Here is a 16,860-nt window from a genome sequence, read left to right as displayed (position 1 = left end):
TCTCACGATCGGGGTGATGTTGATCAACCCATCATCCTAGTCCTGTTTCTCCCATTCGTACCGTACGCACAGATGCATAGCTTTCCACTCGATGAATGAAGCGCTTATCATGGCTGGTTATGATCACCGCCGGCGGATCCGGCTGCGACAAGGCGCGGTGGAGAAGCTGGTGGGCTACTGGTTCTTTTGATATTAAGTCCTGATCTGGTTCGTCGAGCAGAATGACGTGAGCGCCCGAATGGAGGGTTCGGGCAATCTGGGCGAGACGCAGGTCTTCCGCACTGAGATCGAGGGGGTGCGTATCACGTGTGGCTGTTGTGGGATTCGGGGCACCTGCGAGAAAATCCGAAAGAGTGATTTCGAGGACTTGGTCGACTGGATGCTGTACTGCCATAGCAACCGAGTGATCTCGCTGTTGCGTCGCAAGTTCGAGCAAGCACGTCGTCTTTCCGCTCCCATTTGCTCCACTTAGGTACACCACCTCACCTGGGATGAGCTCAGCGAAGGGTATGTGGGTGCTAAAGGTAACCTCTGCGGGCCGAAATAAGCGGCGACGAGTGCGGGTCGCAACACGTTGAGCTACCTTGATCGGCCAATATGTCCCCGGAAGGGGTGAGGTAACTGTTTCAAGCTCGAGTGGACTCGTAGGTGCTTCAGCTATGAAGAGGTGCACTTGCCCTGGGTATGAGTGCAGATACTGTTCTAAGAGCGTGCGGGCTTTGTGGTCGAGACCGCGGTAGGGGGATTCAATAAGGATGGTAGGAAACCGCAGAGCTAAAGTGCTTGCGATAACGACAAGCCGCACTTGACCCGGGGAAAGATCAGCTGGATTTCGCAATCGAAGCAGCTCAAGCCGCAGAGCCGCGATGACCTCATCGACCCGAGCCCGCATGGATGCCCGATCAATTCCTCGCTGCTCCAGCGGAAAAGCGATCTCTTCCTCTACACTTTCGCGCAGCAGACTAAGGTGAGTTGAAGCCTCGCTTTGAATAATCCCCATAGTTCCATCTGGCCGGTAGTGATTCAGAGCAGAGCCCTTGTGATGTTCAATCACGCTCATAGGACCCCTCCGATCATTGCTGCGATGATAACTGAAGGACGGGCGATCTTTTCCCACCATGGATCCCGCTCAGGGCAATAAACACTGCGTCTGCCTGCTAGATCCACACCGAGTGCGTGAAGGGCAACTTCTCTCTCCCCAGCGCGGTGAAGAAGCTGCATAATGAGGGGGAAAATATAGAATTCAACCACCATAAACGGGTGCCGCCACGAAGCTCTGCGGCCTGCCAAAGTGTTGGTGGTTATCACCGTCTCCAGTACGTGGCGGGCGAATGGTAAGAATTGGAGGGACTGCGTGATAAGGAAAGTAACCGAGTGGTGAATACGTGTGAGCTGCATGGCCTTGTTCAGGCGAGCTGGGGTAAAGAAACTAAAAGCCGCCACGGCGCTAGCCATAAGAGCGGCAAAACGCACACTAAGATGAAGAGCGATAGCCCCACCGTCGCGGGTGATCAACGGTGCTATGGACTGCTCACCAAACGGAATATGAATTATTGCGATGGATAAAGCTACTGGGGTCACGATTGTGAGGACAGCCCCGAGGGGTCTGAGACTCACGGTTTTTAGGCACGCAGCAGTAAGAGCGATAGCACAGACAAGAAGAGAAATTCTTAGGTCATTGCCCCCCAAGACAAAAATCCACGTAGCTGCGGCGAAGCTGAGAGTGGTAAGTGGATTAATCATGGAACCTACCGAAGTGTCGGGGAAATGGATGGCGTGAGAGCGGAGGCTGGCAGACGCTTGACGCAACGCCAGGCGATAAGAAAAACGAGCGCCTTATCGAGTGGATCAGAAAGAAAAGATTGCCACGTCACGGCTGCAAGGAGGGAATTCCCCATTTCCCGGAACAATGCTACTACTGCCCCTGTACCCACGCCCGCAGTGCCACCATAAACAACGGCCGCCACTGGTGCGGCGAGTGTCGCAGAGATGATGCCGACCCCGACGCCGGAAATTGTAACCTTGACACTATGGTTCCCTATCCCTCTAGCGAAGGCTAACCCCGCAAGTAAACCAATGAGTCCTGATACTGCAGCGAAAGGTAAAGCTGCGGGATTAATAAGCGCCCAGACAACGCTGCTGAGAACCCCCGTAGCGAGTCCCGCTACGGGACCTGCAAGGATGGCGACCATGACCGTCCCAATAGAGTCTAAGTAGAGTGGGATACCTACAGCACCGAGAAGTTGACCGGTAATGATATTGAGCGCCAAGGCCATGGGGATCAGCGCTAAGGTTCGTGAGCTCAGTCGCGGAATAGATGCCGCAAGGAGGAGAAAAGCACCACACACATAAGCCACAAAGGTTATAAGAGCCGGAGAGGAACCAAATACCGAATCCCACTGCGTCGGACGGGCAAGAACCAAAAATAACCACGTGGCCCCAATAATCCCACCCCCAAGGGTGCCTAAAAGAAGAGATGAACGCGGGGCCGCTAACGCCGATTGCATAGGTGACATGAAAATCCTTAGTCCCTCTGCCTTCATAGAAGACAGACCAGTGGATCCCTGCTATGTCACCTCGCAGGGATAGAAAGAACGACCTTATCCTAGCGCAGGTTTCGACAACTTAGCCAATACCGTCAACACTCGCTCAAACTCTTCGTGCGCAGCATCAATATCCACGCTTTCGACAAGGCGAACCGACGGATCTCTCCCCCAATGCCCACGTAGATCCGCTACCGTTGTCCCCCGCATCATGCCCTCACACTCAACATCCACAGTGCTCAGCCTCCAAGTGGTTTCCACCTTACCTAGGGCAACCATCACAGTGAGCAGATCGTGGACCTGAGCCAGATACCCCTCACCCTGAGCCTCGTGAAATTCGAAATAGAAACGCAAGGCCTCTCTCAGCACCTTGGCAATGGGGTGCGAACCCACAATCTCACCATAGCGATCCAGTCGCTGCGGGGTAATAACCATCTGCTCAGTGACACCAAGCGAACACACAGTCACCCGCTGGTCTCCGGGGGCCAGAGCAAAAACATCTTTAGCAGCATGCGGATCAACCCAGGTATTCCACTCAGCAGTAGGAGTCGTATTACCAGGATAAAAATACGCCCCGCCCATAATCGTCACCGTGCTCGGCCATGGACGATCGGCCAACCACGTAGCAAGATTCGTCGCAGGACCAGTCACAATCACATGCGCACAAGAATCGACCGCCTTTTGCCACAACTTTCTCCACGCAGCGGGAGCATTTTCGAGGGATATCCCTGGGTAGGACGACTCCGCGGGCTTCGAGGTCTCCGAAACATCTGTGATGTATCCAAGCCCGCGGGGACCATGCGTTTCTGGGGTGGTGACCAGATCAACTACCACGGGTTGATGCTGCCCAACCGCTATGTCGACCCCTTCGACTCCCACGCGGGACAAAATATACGCGCTATTTTCAGCACATAGGTCAGCCTCTGCATTACCGGCAGTGGTGGTCACTGCCTGCAATTCGATCTCACCTGCTCGGTGTAAAGCTCCGAGATAGATCAACGCTAGAGCATCATCGATACCAGTATCACAATCAAGGAGAACCCGAGGAACAGATCTGAGCGCGTAATTCATACCTTAAGCCTATGGCCTACACGTTCTAGCTCACAAGGAAAGTATGAATCCTAGTAGTTGGGAGCGTCGGGATCGTCGATATCTTCAACCTCTGCTTCTACTTCTGCTTCGATATCATCGTCATCTACATCGTCGACTGGATCAGTAGTGTCGTCTTCTCCCAGTTCATCCTCGTCGTATTCATAGAAGAAATCATCATTATCATCGTCGTCTTCGCCGAAAAGATCGTAGACCTCTGGCTCGTCGTCCTCGCCTTCGAGAGCTCCTAGTTGCTCTTCCCAAGCCTCAGCTTGATCGGCGGCAAGCGAGATAACGTCGAATAGTCGATCGAAGTCCACGAAGGACCCCAGTTCCAACACTTCTTTATGCTGATCAACTACCGCGTCGAGGTAATCTTCGAGGAGTCTGGAGATTTCATGTTCGGGAAGATCTGAGTTTTCGGCAAATTCGAGGAAAGAATTAGTGGCGTGGTCGAGAGTATTGCCAAATCCGGCACCCACAGTGATAAAGGCCACGGCAGCTGAGGGAAGGCCGCCTTCAACAGAGAAATCGACGCGCACCAATCCACCGTCTGTCAGAGGAGCCCAAACAGCGTTCTCTTCCTCGGGGTCTTGTTCGAATTCGATATCTTGTACGCGCTCATCCGCACCCTCCATAAGGTCGCGCATTACGGTGATGATACTATCCGTCGCAACGTTTTGAGCGATAGTGTCCACAGCATCCTCGACGGAGAACACTACGGAAGTGAGCACAGCGTCAAAGTCATCATGGTCATCGGCGGTGGCTATATAAACATTGGCGGCGGGCATATGGGGATCGATCTCCACAAACTGAACTTCTAGCTCCGAGGAGATAGGAACGAATAGGATGTCATTGTGGACCCTGGACTCAATGCCTTCAGCGTCAAGTGCAGCTGCGATATCTTCAAAAAATCTCAACGATTTTGTCCTTTACCTCGATTAACTCGAAAAGGGTGAGCGGCACCCACCTCCAGATTAGCGCTAAACAGGCATCTTAGCCGCCAAAAGTCTGCATATTTTGAGCGCCAGCTAGAGTGATCTGCGGCTCAGCCTGCACCACTGATGCCTTTTCTGCCCCTTTTAAGGGTCGACGGTTAGAAGAACTGCGCACTTGCAACGATGGCGGCATCGCGTTGCGCTCGAGGTCTCTTAGGGCACGATACGCAATAGTCAGAATGCGGGGAGCGATAGATCATGCAGCAGCTACTGCGATATGCAGCAAGAAATTCGGGCTCCTGTTTGGTGGTGAGATCCAACGGGACAACGTCCTCGTCAACAACGTCAACAAAGTGGGGTCTCGGAATTTTCACCTCAGCAACTTCGCATATACCTCGGTGGAGTTCTCGGGCGATATGCAGTGCCTTTAATTGCTCAAACTCTTCATTACCGGCGCTCATGGCTGGTTGCACAAGACCATCTGCAACGATCGCCCATAAGGGCGCTGGCCGCATTGCATAAACTTCACAGAGCTTGTTAATTAAGGGTTTGAGATTGCTCGCTAAGTGACGGGCGGAAGCAGCGTAGGACTCTGCTGGGTTCTGGGGTCGGAAACCAAACCAATACGTTGAATCTTCGCGTCTAAAAAGTGTGCCGGTCCTCAAATCAAGATCAATGATATCGTCGCCGTGGATCATCGCTGCAACTGCTGGATTACACACCGATCCCATGAGGGAAAAGAGCCAGATCCTAGCAGCATGAGAGTGCTTAGCCACCCCATATTCCTGCTCGCTTTGAGAGATCGCTGCGGTAATAATCGACTCATCGCACAGATCATCTGGGCTCATAATTAGTGCTTCGTCAGACGGCTCTACACTAATGGCATAGCGTGGGGTAGCCGAGACTACCTGGGCCAGAGATCCAGCTACACTCACAGGTTTCTCCTTTAGAATTACGAGGCTCTTGATAAGAACAAAGCACTCGTGGCCAACGACCTAAAAAATCAGAGATGCCTCATCATTATCCTTCGTAAAAATCCTAGTCGAGGACTCCAAAAACCGCAGTGTCCTCGACTTCGCCTTACTTTTATCCGCTGATTTCTGGGAGCCTTATCTTTAAGGAACTCTCGAGTCGATATCACCTACAGTGGACGTATGGATTCCACTCGTACATTGACAGTCAACCGTGAAACTACCTTGTGTATCTCCCTAGCAGCACGCCCATCCAACCACGGTGTGCGTTTTCATAATTACCTTTACCGTCGACTCGGATTGAATTTTTCTTATCATGCCATTGCTCCTCAAGATATTGATCACGCAGTGGCAGGAATTCGTGGGCTTAATATCCGTGGAGCTGGGATATCTATGCCGTATAAGCAGGCTGTAATTGACCTCATTGATTCCCTCGACCCATCAGCCGAACGTATTGCGGCAGTCAATACCATCGTTAATACAAATGGGCATCTGCGTGGCTATAACACCGATTATCTTGCGGTCTCTCAGCTGCTTCGCACCCACCACGTGGATCCCAGCCTGAAGGTGAGTATCTGCGGAGCCGGCGGGATGGCCAAAGCTGTCGTAGCGGCTCTGGCTGACCACGGATTCGAGGCTTCACGGTGCACTGTGGTCGCTAGGCGTGCTGAAAAAGCCAAGGAGCTGGCCGAGAAATATCGGTGGTCTTACGCTACGAGGGTCCCGAGGGATCAGGATATGCTCATCAATGCCACTCCCCTGGGCATGGAAGGCCCGCACCGCCAACAGTCTGCCTTCGACCACTCCGATATAGCTCGGGCGGCAGTGATTTTCGATGTCGTGGCTCATCCTAGTGAGACACCCCTTATTCGGGCAGCTCGCGGGTCGAGCCCAATATCTCCGCGGACGGTTATAACCGGCGACGAGGTCATTGCCTTGCAGGCGGCGGCGCAATTCACACTCTATACTGGGGTAACTCTCGATCCCAAGCTGGTTAACGAAGCCGAAGCTTTTGCTCGTGGAAAAAATAGCCCCACTATATAGCCTCGTAGATTTTCTGGGCTCGTAGGATGAACGTACCCCAGAATAATTGTAGCGGAGGTGCTCAATCTAAAAGATTTTGTGCTCCGCGGATCTTGGTTCACCTCTACACTCCCTCAGGGCTGCACCACGAACGGTATTGGGCCGAAGATTGTGCTATGGGCCTATCCCAAGCTTCGCATCGTTTAAGCGGGATGACAATGGTCTGTAGGCCTAGCGATGAGGCAGCTGAGCGGAGGTACTATAAGACAATATTGATCATCCTATTAGGGAGACAGGTTCAGATGCCCTCGACTCATATCCGTCAAGCGACCAGCGCCGATCTTGAGCGCGTCACCGAGCTTTTTATTGCCTATCGCGCTTTTTATCGGCGCTGCGACGATAAGGAGCAGGCGCGCTCATTTATGACCGAACGCTTTGAGCGTGGCGATTCACTCATTCTCGTAGCCGAAGATGACACCACGGTGTGCGGTTTTGCCCAAGTGTTCTATCACTTTTCTTCCCTCCAACTCCGCACAATTTTAACGCTGAATGATCTATTCGTTGATCCGCAGTACCGCAATAACGAATCGGGGCGCAAGCTCGTCGACCGCGTCATCCACGTCGCCACTGCTCAGGGTGCCTATAGCGTGAGAATTGAAACGGGTACCAATAATATTATCGCCCGCGGGCTTTACACCTCCCTCGGTTTCGTAGAAGTTGATCATGACGATGAGTTCATGGTGCTAGAGCTCGTGCTGGAAAAGTGATAACCGAGTCTGGTAGGCGCGACATAAGCGCGAGCATTTACTGCGAATATACGGGCAATTGAGCGCGATGGATAGCTTCATACTAAAATTGCGAACACATCAATAGCTCTTAGTTTGTCTACTCTGCCGCAGAGGTATTGTGCCCCTCAAATATCGCTGCGAAAAGCGATACCAGCATTTCTGGGCGAGAGGTAGATACAACCCCGAATGGTCTTGAAAGGATCACCTGTAAATATATGTCTCCCGAATTACAACACACCCACGACCGCGATCTCGATAGAACATCCGATTCTGCGGATTCCACCCACGAGTTACTCAGCGATCTCTCTGAAGCCGATCGCGGCCCCATGGCCACTGTGTTGGTGACAGTTCTCGAAAAAGTTTCCGGAATGACCAGCGGAGTGCTGACGAATTATGTGGATAATCTCCGCGAAAAGAACCCGGAGTTTAACAACCACGATATTCAGAAAGCATTGGATAAGAACTTCTTGCGAGCGGTTACTGGCAGTGGCGCGAGCGCTGGTATGGCCTCCGCGATCCCGGGTGTTGGTTTAGTGGTGGGGTCGGCTGCGATTGGGGCCGAGAGCTTCCTTTTCCTAGATTTTGCGGCCTCCTACGCTCTCTCATCGGCTTATGTGCGCGGTATCGATATCGATTCACCCGAGCGTCGGCAAGCGATAATTTTGGCCGCGGTTCTCGGTTCGGAAGGCAATGCCCTCACCGATGCTACGTTCGGCGGGGCCTCTATTACCCAGGTAATTAAGGGTGCCAATGCTCAGAATATGGGCTACCTCAATAAGATTATGATGCGCAGCGCTGTAAAGAGGCTCCGGAAGTCAGCTCTATTTTCGTGGATCGGGAAACTGCTCCCCTTAGGTGTCGGCGCCATGATTGGTTCAGTGGCTAACCGCAAGCTAGGGCGCAAAGTCATCACCCACGTCGAAAGTACCCTAGGCACCATCTAAGCCTTGAGCCTCAGGCTAGTAAAGCGACAAGGAGCGTATTCATGCGGATGAAGTTTAAAGATTCCCCCTCCTACAAGCTCATTGCAACGCTCTGGCACACGCCCGTCGCCTTAGTGCTCACTCTAAGCTGTACGTTTCTTATTACGCTTTTCGACGCCGCTATTCCCCTCCTGACTGGCTCCGCGATCGACCAGGCAATCGCCTCCGATCGAAGCGGTATATCCGCTATCATCATCACCTTGGTCGTGGTGAGCCTGGGTCGCTACCTGTTTCAATTTGGGCGGCGGTTTTTTGCCGGTTATATCTCCAACCACCTTCAGCACCGCCTGCGGGTCGGTATATTAGAAAACCTGCTTCACCTCGACGGCCCCGCCCACGATCGCCTCCGTACCGGCCAGGTGGTTTCCAGAACCATTTCTGATCTGAACACGGTACAGATCATGATTGCCATGCTGCCGCTGATGATCGGCCAAGCCTTTAAGGTCATCCTTTTCACCGGCATCCTCATGTGGATCTCCCCCGTACTCAGCGTGTTGGCTCTTATCACGATTCCAATTTTGGTCTGGCTAGGACAAAAATCTCGCAAAACTCTCTTCGCGGCCACGTGGGCGGCGCAGCAGAAGATCGCCGATATGAGCACTCATATCGAGGAGACGATCCAGGGAGTTCGGATAGTCAAAGCCTTTCACCAAGAAAATCGCGAAATTGATACCCTACAGCAGCAAGCCACCGAGGTATACGGTCACAAGCTTCGTGTCGCTCGGTTAAGCGCCCGCTTTAAACCCCTGCTCCAAAATATCCCGACCGTTACCCTCGTCCTCAGCATTGGTATCGGTGGTCTACTCAGTCTCAACGGTGCCATTACCATCGGGGAATTTCTTGCCGCGAGTGTCTACCTCTCCGCACTCTCCAGTGTGATCTCCATGCTCGCCGCCATGTCCGTTCAAGTCCACATGGGCCTATCGAGCGCCGATAGGATATTCGAAGTTTTAGAGCTTCGACCTGAATATACAGAGCCTGAAAAACCTCAAGAGCTTAACCCTCATGCTCAGGCTTTAGGCCTACGCATAAGCAATCTTCATTACTCAGATGTCCTCAACGGGCTCGACCTCGACCTAGCGCCTCGAAGCTATACCAGTTTGGTTGGTCCTGCCGGCTCTGGTAAATCCATGCTCATTCAGCTTTTGGCGGGTTTCTATCAACCAGATAGCGGCAAAATTTCCCTGATAGAGGAAGGGCCTAACCCTGCTACTCGTAACTATACTGACCTTTCTCTATCTAGCATTCGCTCCTCTATTGCTTGTGTATTCGATGAACCTTTCCTCTCCCACGCCACGATCAGGGAGAATATTGATGCTGGCCGACATCTCAGCGATGAGGAGATTCTATGTGCCTGCCGTATGGCCTGTATCGATGATTTCATTGAGCGCGCACCCAACGGTCTGGATAGTCTCATCGGCGAACGCGGGCTGACCCTTTCGGGAGGGCAACGGCAACGGGTCGCTCTCGCGCGGGCTCTAGTCGCTCACCCTAAGGTGCTACTCCTCGACGACACCACCTCTGCTATCGACAGTGCCACCGAGGCACGCATCTACGCCAATCTGCGCGAGCACTTTCCTCATACCACGGTCCTGGCTATTACTCACCGCCATTCCACCCTCGCCCATTCGGATTATGTGGGCTTGATTCACAAGGGCCATATGGTGGCTATTGACTCCCCCGAGCGTATTGCGGACAATCCTCAATTCTCGGAACTTATGGACGTGGAATTGGACACCAACGACCTTGATCTAAGCGCGACGCCTCAGCTAACTGCCCCTCCTGAAGGACTTATCGCCGAAGCGATACGATCACCTCAATTGAGCGAGACAGAGGAAACCACCGGTCTCGATTCTCTTAGCGACACAGAATTGGAGGAGCTTTTGTGGTCGAGTCGGTCTTATGATGAAAAAGAAAGCTCTAACCGAACTACCACTAGCGGGGCTTTAAAAGCCGCGGCCTCTCTTGCCGGCGCTAAGGGGATGAGTCACGGCGCTGCTTTTGCGGCCATGGCTGGAGCCACTCCTGCGACTAAAAATCTCCTCGCACGGGTCGATCGGCTTCCTTCAATCAAGGATCTGCCTCCCCGAGGCGGAGCAGATTCTTTCCGGCAGAAGATGCGCGTCGTTAATGCTCGCACTCTCTTCTTCTCAGTCCGCTACTACCTTATGGTACTCATCGCCCTGTATATCCTCGGGGTTATTGCGAGCCTCGCTATCCCTACCCTGATCGGGCGAGCTATCGACGAGGGCATTAAGCAAAATAATGTCTCCACCTTATTAACCCTCACCGGGATCGGTCTCCTGGCGGTGGTGATGAGCTGGCTAGCCACGATAGCATCCGAATTTCTCAGCGCTCGTACCGGCGAAAGCTTATTGTACGAATTGAGAATCCGCAGTTACAGCCACCTCCAGAGGCTTTCGCTTGGGTTCTACGAGAAGGTCATGTCGGGAGCCATCATTACTCGAATGACTACTGATATCGATGCCCTCAATGGATTCCTGCAGAATGGCTTCACCGTCTTCGTCGTCTCTTTGAGCACAATCGCCGGTATTGTTATTTTGCTCGTGGCCACATCGGTCAAACTCTCGCTGATTGCCGCTATTGGTATTCCACTTATTGCGGTAGCGACTGTGGTTTTTCGTTCCATCTCGTCCAAGCTGTACACCCAAGCACGGGAGGAAGTGTCGACGGTAAATGCGCATTTCCATGAGTCGATGTCAGGGTTGCGCACCGCCCAGCTTTTTAATCAAGAAGCTGAAGTTTTAAAGGATTTCGAACGCCAGGCCGCTCACTATCGGCGTACTCGCATCAAAGCCCAGACTGCGGTAGCCGTTTATTTTCCAGGTATTAACGCCACCACTGAGATCCTCAGTGCGAGCGTCCTTGGCGTGGGGGCTCTCATGGTTGCCGATCAAACGCTCTCAGCTGGTGTCCTCGTTGCTTTTCTGCTGTACTTGGAGCGCCTTTTCGGCCCCGTTCAGCATCTCTCGCAAGTATTTGATGCTTATCAACAAGCGGCGGTGGGTTTCCGTCGTATTTCTGATCTCTTGTCCACCGAAAACTCCGATGCGGCCGAGCAGCAAGAAGAGACGACTGATGCTCACCGTACCCTCCAGGTACAGCGATCGTACTCGAGTACAGATATCCGCCGTCTGGCTCGCGAGGCAATCGATTTTGAGCAGGTGAATTTCCACTACCGCGATGTTGACGAGGCCGCACTTAGCGATATCAATCTCCATATCGAGCCTGGAACCACCGTTGCCATCGTGGGGCCGACGGGGTCGGGCAAATCAACTCTGATTAAATTGCTTCTTCGCTTCTATGATCCTATCTCCGGGAGGATCAAGGCGGGAGCCCAGCCGCTTAGTGATTTACCCGTGGGATTGTGGCGCGAGACGATCGGTTTTGTGCCGCAGGAAACCTATCTATTCCACGGGACCATTGCCTCCAATATCGCCTACGGCAAGCCACAGGCCAGTCGCGCGGACATCACTCAGGCAGTGAAAAATGTTGGCGCCTTGAAGATCTTTGCCGCTCTTCCTGATGGTCTTGCTACCCCGGTGCGCGAGCACGGTCAGGGCCTGAGCTCCGGGCAACGCCAATTAGTGGCTCTGGCACGAGCAGAACTAGTCCAGCCCTCGATCCTCGTCCTCGATGAAGCTACAGCCACCTTAGATCCAGCCACCGAGAAGGTCATCGTCGAAGCCTCGCACCATGTGGCGCATACCCGCACTGCTTTTGTGGTAGCTCACCGGCTTGCAACTGCGGAGAATGCCGATCGAATCCTTGTGGTGGATAAGGGGCGTATCGTAGAAGACGGGAGCCATAACGAACTCCGCTCATCTGGGGGTACCTATGCCACACTTTGGAAGGTTGCGCGTTCTCAGAGTGAGCCCCCACTAACCCCGAAAGTGAAACCGCGCACATTGTAAGAAAAAAATAGCTATCGTCTATTAAATACGTTCCAGTTACAGTGACGAACGTGGACAATACCCCTAAGAATTCCTTAACTAAAAGAACTTCCCACAGAAATGAGGCGAGTACCTGCCGTGAGCAGCGCTAGTACTTTTGGCCAGAATCAATGGCTGGTCGATGATATGTTCCAGCAGTTCCAACACGACCCAGAGTCAGTTGATAAGGAATGGCGTGAACTATTTACCAAACAGGGTGGCCCCCGCCCTCAGACCGCTTCAAGTTCGCAGCGTACCTCCGACCAATCGAAGGTGACCGCACCCGATACACCTGATTCAGTAGCGACGAAAGCTGATCAGCACCGCGAAGCGGAGGTAAGTAAAGAGGCTAAGGATAAGGCCACCGCAAAGAAGCGCTCTCAATCCCCACTAGCGCGCGCCGCTGAGATGCCTACAGCGGGAGAGAGAACCCTCAAGGGCATATTCAAAGCGATTGCAAAAAATATGGATGAATCTCTAACGATTCCCACTGCCACATCGGTACGCGATATGCCTGTGAAGTTGATGTTCGAGAATCGCGCGATCATCAACGAGCACCTGCAGCGCACCCACGGCGGCAAGGTTTCGTTTACCCATATCATCGGTTATGCCCTCGTGAAGGCGATTATGGCTCACCCTGATATGAATAACTCCTATGCTGAGATCAATGGGAAACCCACCGTTGTCACCCCGGAGCATATTAATCTCGGTCTAGCTATAGATCTGCCCCAAAAGGACGGTTCCCGCGCACTTGTGGTCGCAGCCATCAAGGAATGCGAAAAGCTTGATTTTTCCACCTTCGTGGAAAAATACGAAGATATTGTCAAGCGAAGCCGAACAAATAAGTTAGGGATGGATGATTTTTCGGGAGTCACCGTTTCCCTCACAAACCCAGGCGGTATTGGCACTCGACACTCCGTCCCTCGCCTCACGCAAGGTCAAGGCTCCATTATCGGTGTCGGCTCGATGGACTATCCAGCAGAATTCGCAGGCGCATCCGTAGATAGGCTTGCGGAATTGGGTGTTGGCAAATTAGTGACCATCACCTCTACCTATGATCACCGCATTATTCAGGGCGCCGAGTCTGGTCACTTCCTCAAGACCATGAGCCAGCTCTTTATCGATGATTCGTTCTGGGATGAGGTTTTCTTCTCCCTCCACATCCCATATACCCCTATGCGCTGGGCCCAAGATCTACCCAATACTGGGGTGGATAAAAATACCCGCGTGATGCAGTTGATCGAAGCCTACCGTTCACGTGGACACCTTATCGCCGATACAAATCCCCTGCACTGGTCACAGCCTGGTATCCCCGTGCCAGATCATAGTGATCTTGTCATGGAATCCCACGGTCTAACTATTTGGGATCTTGATCGTACTTTCCACGTAGGCGGCTTCTCGGGTCAGGAATCCATGACTCTGCGCGAAGTGCTCTCGAAGTTGCGCAAGGCCTACACTCTAAAGGTCGGTGCGGAGTATACCCATATCTTGGACCGTGACGAGCGTACTTGGTTGCAAGAACGCTTGGAAAAGGGTATGCCCAAACCCACTAGTGCAGAGCAAAAATATATTATGCAGCAGCTCAATGCCGCCGAAGCATTTGAGAATTTCCTGCAAACTAAATATGTAGGCCAGAAACGCTTCTCTCTCGAGGGCGCCGAGGCGTTGATTCCGCTTATGGATTCCGCCATCGATACCGCTGCGGGCCAGAATCTCGACGAAGTGGTTATTGGCATGCCGCACCGCGGCCGGTTGAATGTGCTCTTTAATATTGTAGGCAAGCCATTAGAAACTATCTTCTCCGAATTTGAAGGAGATATCGAGGCCAAAGCAGCTGGAGGTTCCGGCGATGTGAAGTATCACCTGGGAGCCGAGGGCACACACTTACAAATGTTCGGCGATGGCGAGATCAAGGTAACCTTGACTGCCAATCCTTCCCACCTTGAAGCCGTTAACCCCGTGATGGAGGGTATTGCGCGCGCTAAGCAAGATTTGCTCGATAAGGGGGATCAAGGGTACACGGTTATGCCGCTGCTTCTCCACGGCGATGCTGCTTTTGCAGGCTTGGGCATTGTGCCAGAAACCATCAACTTAGCGCAGCTTCGCGGCTACACCGTCGGTGGCACCGTGCATATTGTGGTCAATAACCAGATCGGCTTCACCACTACCCCAGATTCCGGCCGCTCCTGCCTCTATTCAACCGATATGGCTAAAGCCTTTGGTTGCCCAGTCTTTCACGTTAACGGCGACGATCCAGAGGCTGTGGTGTGGGTCGGTACCCTCGCGACGGAATACCGGCGTCGATTCGGAAAAGATGTCTTCATTGACCTCATAGCCTATCGCCGCCGAGGCCATAATGAAGCTGATGATCCATCAATGACTCAGCCAAAGATGTACGAGCTCATCGACGGCCGCAAGACCGTGCGCGATCAATATATCGAGGATCTGCTCGGCCGCGGTGAACTATCAAAAGAAGATGCCGAGAAAGTCTCCCGCGACTTCCACGACCAAATGGAATCGGTCTTCAATGAGGTCAAAGTGGCCGAGAAGAAGGTCTTTACTCAGCAGGAGGGCATTACCAAGGCCCAGGAACTCCCTCGCGGGTTAACTACTAATATCTCCAAGGCAGAATTTGCCGAGATAGCAGAAGCCTACGGGCGCCTCCCTGAAGGCTTCACCCTGCACCCTCGAGTGGCGCCGGTAGCCCACAAGCGCGTGGAATCTATCTCAACCGGTGGCATCGACTGGGGTTGGGGCGAACTCATTGCCTTCTCCTCCTTGGCTAACTCCGGCAAATTAGTCCGTCTAGCAGGTGAAGATACTAGGCGCGGCACTTTCACCCAGCGACACGCGGTGGTTTACGATCCCCGGACCGCCGCGGAATTTAATCCTCTGCATGAATTGGCAGAATCCAAAGGCAACGGCGGTAAATTCCTCGTCTATAACTCTGCGCTCACCGAGTATGCTGGCATGGGTTTTGAATATGGCTACTCGGTTGGCAACCAAGAGGCCGTCGTGGCTTGGGAGGCGCAGTTCGGTGATTTTGCCAACGGCGCGCAGACCATCATCGACGAATATGTCTCATCTGGCGAAACAAAGTGGGGACAGACTTCCTCTGTGATCCTGCTGTTGCCCCACGGCTATGAAGGTCAGGGGCCAGACCATTCGTCTGGCCGGATTGAACGCTACCTGCAATTGTGCGCTGAGGGCTCCATGACCGTGGCCCAACCATCGACTCCCGCTAACTACTTCCATCTATTAAGGCGCCACGCCTTGGGTGGACTCAAACGCCCGCTCGTTGTATTCACTCCCAAGTCGATGCTGCGCATGAAGGCTGCAACCTCTGAGGTTTCTGAGTTCACCGAGATCACCACTTTTAAGTCAGTCATCAACGACCCACGTTTCTTTGATAAGTCCGGATCAACAGTCGGTGACACCTCGAGTGTGAAGACGATCTTGCTGGTATCCGGAAAGCTCTACTATGAGCTGGCGAAGCGAGCTGAGAAAGAGAGCCGCAATGACGTCGCTATTATACGTTTGGAGATGCTCCATCCCATCCCATTCAACCGTCTCAAAGAAGCTTTCGACGCTTATCCTAATGCGACTGAGATTCGCTTCTGCCAAGATGAACCCGCCAACCAGGGGCCATGGCCCTTCCTTAGTGCCCACTTACCTGACCTTATCCCAGGAATGTTGCCCTTGAAACGAGTATCGAGGCGCGCACAGGCATCGACCGCCACGGGCTTGTCAAAGGTGCACCAGGTAGAACAACAGGAACTCGTTGACTCAGCCTTCAGCGAATAGATCCGTCAGTAATTAAGGTGAGGGTGCCGTAATAAGCGGCACCCTCACCTTTTTGAATGGATTTTTATAAGTTGAAGTCGCCGCTATATCTATCTAGAAATTCCTCAGCCGCTTGGTGAGCAGAACCAACCTTCTGGGCGCGCTCGATGATGTCCTGCAAAGAATCGGTTGTGAGGACCCCAGAAACTGTATTGATTGCTCGCCTACTGCGACGATCTAAGTCCGAGGTTCGGTAGATCGGCATAATGTGCTCGGGCAGACCCGAGTCGGAGTCGACACATCCGAGCGCATTGGAGGGGTCTGTGGCAGTTGTATTATCAAGCAAGGTAGACATGGCTGCGGCGTAAACTATTTCCCGCTGCTCGTGAGGGTCAGTTATATCCCGCGCGAAACGCTGCCGTAAATCCTCTGCTAGACCTGAATTCCGCGCCTGGACTAGTGTTCCGGTACAACTAATCACGAGGTCTGCTGAGCCATAGCTGAGCCGATCCACGCCACTATAATAACCCGACTGATCCAAGCTTAGGATCGCCTGATGGCCGGCCCGTTCGAGGGCTTGTTCGTATAATTCTGCCAAGACCAGTGCCTCAGTGGTGTGGGGCTGGACGGCAACGATAATCACCCGATCGGGGCTCGCAGCCTTATTATTCGTAAAGTCAAAGGGATCGAGGTAACCATTACCGACCACATATCCTGCGCCTAGGGTGCTGAGCGCCGCGATCGCCGCAATCCCACGCTTAAGAGCTGCAGAGGGCACGATGGGGTCCT

General features: G+C 53.0%; 12 protein-coding genes. 5 read left to right on the top strand and 7 right to left on the bottom strand.

All coding sequences use genetic code 11. The annotated features are described in order from the left end of the window. Positions 1-31 precede the first annotated feature (31 nt). From NXT00_RS05110 to NXT00_RS05085, 6 genes are all read right to left on the bottom strand, one after another. Complete coding sequence (locus NXT00_RS05110; RefSeq protein ID WP_259078038.1) at positions 32-1,060, bottom strand: AAA family ATPase; 1,029 nt, start codon at positions 1,058-1,060, stop codon at positions 32-34. After that, positions 1,057-1,743, bottom strand: a complete 687-nt coding sequence (locus NXT00_RS05105) for an energy-coupling factor transporter transmembrane protein EcfT (protein WP_259078039.1) — start codon at positions 1,741-1,743, stop codon at positions 1,057-1,059. The genes NXT00_RS05110 and NXT00_RS05105 overlap by 4 nt, the downstream gene beginning before the upstream one ends. Positions 1,744-1,748: 5 nt before the next feature. Continuing rightward, positions 1,749-2,516: an ECF transporter S component gene (locus NXT00_RS05100; RefSeq protein ID WP_396124927.1), complete on the bottom strand. Its 768-nt coding sequence runs from the start codon at positions 2,514-2,516 to the stop codon at positions 1,749-1,751. Between the two features lie 84 nt (positions 2,517-2,600). Next, a complete protein-coding gene (locus NXT00_RS05095) occupies positions 2,601-3,614 on the bottom strand; it encodes a nucleoside hydrolase (RefSeq protein WP_259078041.1) in 1,014 nt (337 codons plus the stop codon). Positions 3,615-3,664: 50 nt separating this feature from the next. Next, positions 3,665-4,552 (bottom strand): hypothetical protein, encoded by an 888-nt coding sequence (locus NXT00_RS05090; RefSeq protein ID WP_259158318.1) that lies wholly within the window; start codon positions 4,550-4,552, stop codon positions 3,665-3,667. Between the two features lie 176 nt (positions 4,553-4,728). Then, complete coding sequence (locus NXT00_RS05085) at positions 4,729-5,505, bottom strand: (2Fe-2S)-binding protein (protein ID WP_259078045.1); 777 nt, start codon at positions 5,503-5,505, stop codon at positions 4,729-4,731. Between the two features lie 219 nt (positions 5,506-5,724). Between NXT00_RS05085 and NXT00_RS05080 the strand changes: the two genes are divergently transcribed. The 5 genes from NXT00_RS05080 to NXT00_RS05060 all read left to right on the top strand — a co-directional run bounded on the left by NXT00_RS05080 (position 5,725) and on the right by NXT00_RS05060 (position 16,092). Then, positions 5,725-6,585 carry a shikimate 5-dehydrogenase gene (locus NXT00_RS05080; protein ID WP_259078047.1) on the top strand — a complete coding sequence of 287 codons (861 nt, stop codon included), beginning with the start codon at positions 5,725-5,727 and terminating at the stop codon, positions 6,583-6,585. A 281-nt stretch (positions 6,586-6,866) separates the two neighbouring features. After that, positions 6,867-7,331, top strand: coding sequence for a GNAT family N-acetyltransferase (locus NXT00_RS05075; protein ID WP_259078049.1), 465 nt, complete (start codon positions 6,867-6,869; stop codon positions 7,329-7,331). A 236-nt stretch (positions 7,332-7,567) separates the two neighbouring features. Continuing rightward, positions 7,568-8,296 (top strand): EcsC family protein, encoded by a 729-nt coding sequence (locus NXT00_RS05070; protein WP_259078051.1) that lies wholly within the window; start codon positions 7,568-7,570, stop codon positions 8,294-8,296. A 41-nt stretch (positions 8,297-8,337) separates the two neighbouring features. Further along, on the top strand, positions 8,338-12,270 hold the full coding sequence (locus NXT00_RS05065) for an ABC transporter ATP-binding protein (RefSeq protein ID WP_259158316.1): 3,933 nt from the start codon (positions 8,338-8,340) through the stop codon (positions 12,268-12,270). A gap of 99 nt (positions 12,271-12,369) precedes the next feature. Further along, positions 12,370-16,092, top strand: coding sequence for a multifunctional oxoglutarate decarboxylase/oxoglutarate dehydrogenase thiamine pyrophosphate-binding subunit/dihydrolipoyllysine-residue succinyltransferase subunit (locus NXT00_RS05060; protein WP_396124926.1), 3,723 nt, complete (start codon positions 12,370-12,372; stop codon positions 16,090-16,092). A 64-nt stretch (positions 16,093-16,156) separates the two neighbouring features. Here the strand turns inward: NXT00_RS05060 and NXT00_RS05055 are convergent, their stop codons facing one another. Further along, entirely contained in the window at positions 16,157-16,849 is a 693-nt protein-coding gene (locus NXT00_RS05055; RefSeq protein WP_259078056.1) for a hypothetical protein, read from the bottom strand. Positions 16,850-16,860: the final 11 nt, after the last annotated feature.

Origin of the sequence: Corynebacterium sp. ES2715-CONJ3 (assembly GCF_024814365.1) — a bacterium.
In the GTDB taxonomy this organism is placed as follows: Bacteria; Actinomycetota; Actinomycetes; order Mycobacteriales; family Mycobacteriaceae; genus Corynebacterium.
The sequence above is the reverse complement of the archived record's forward strand: the minus strand, read 5'-3'. Positions and strand labels throughout refer to the sequence as shown.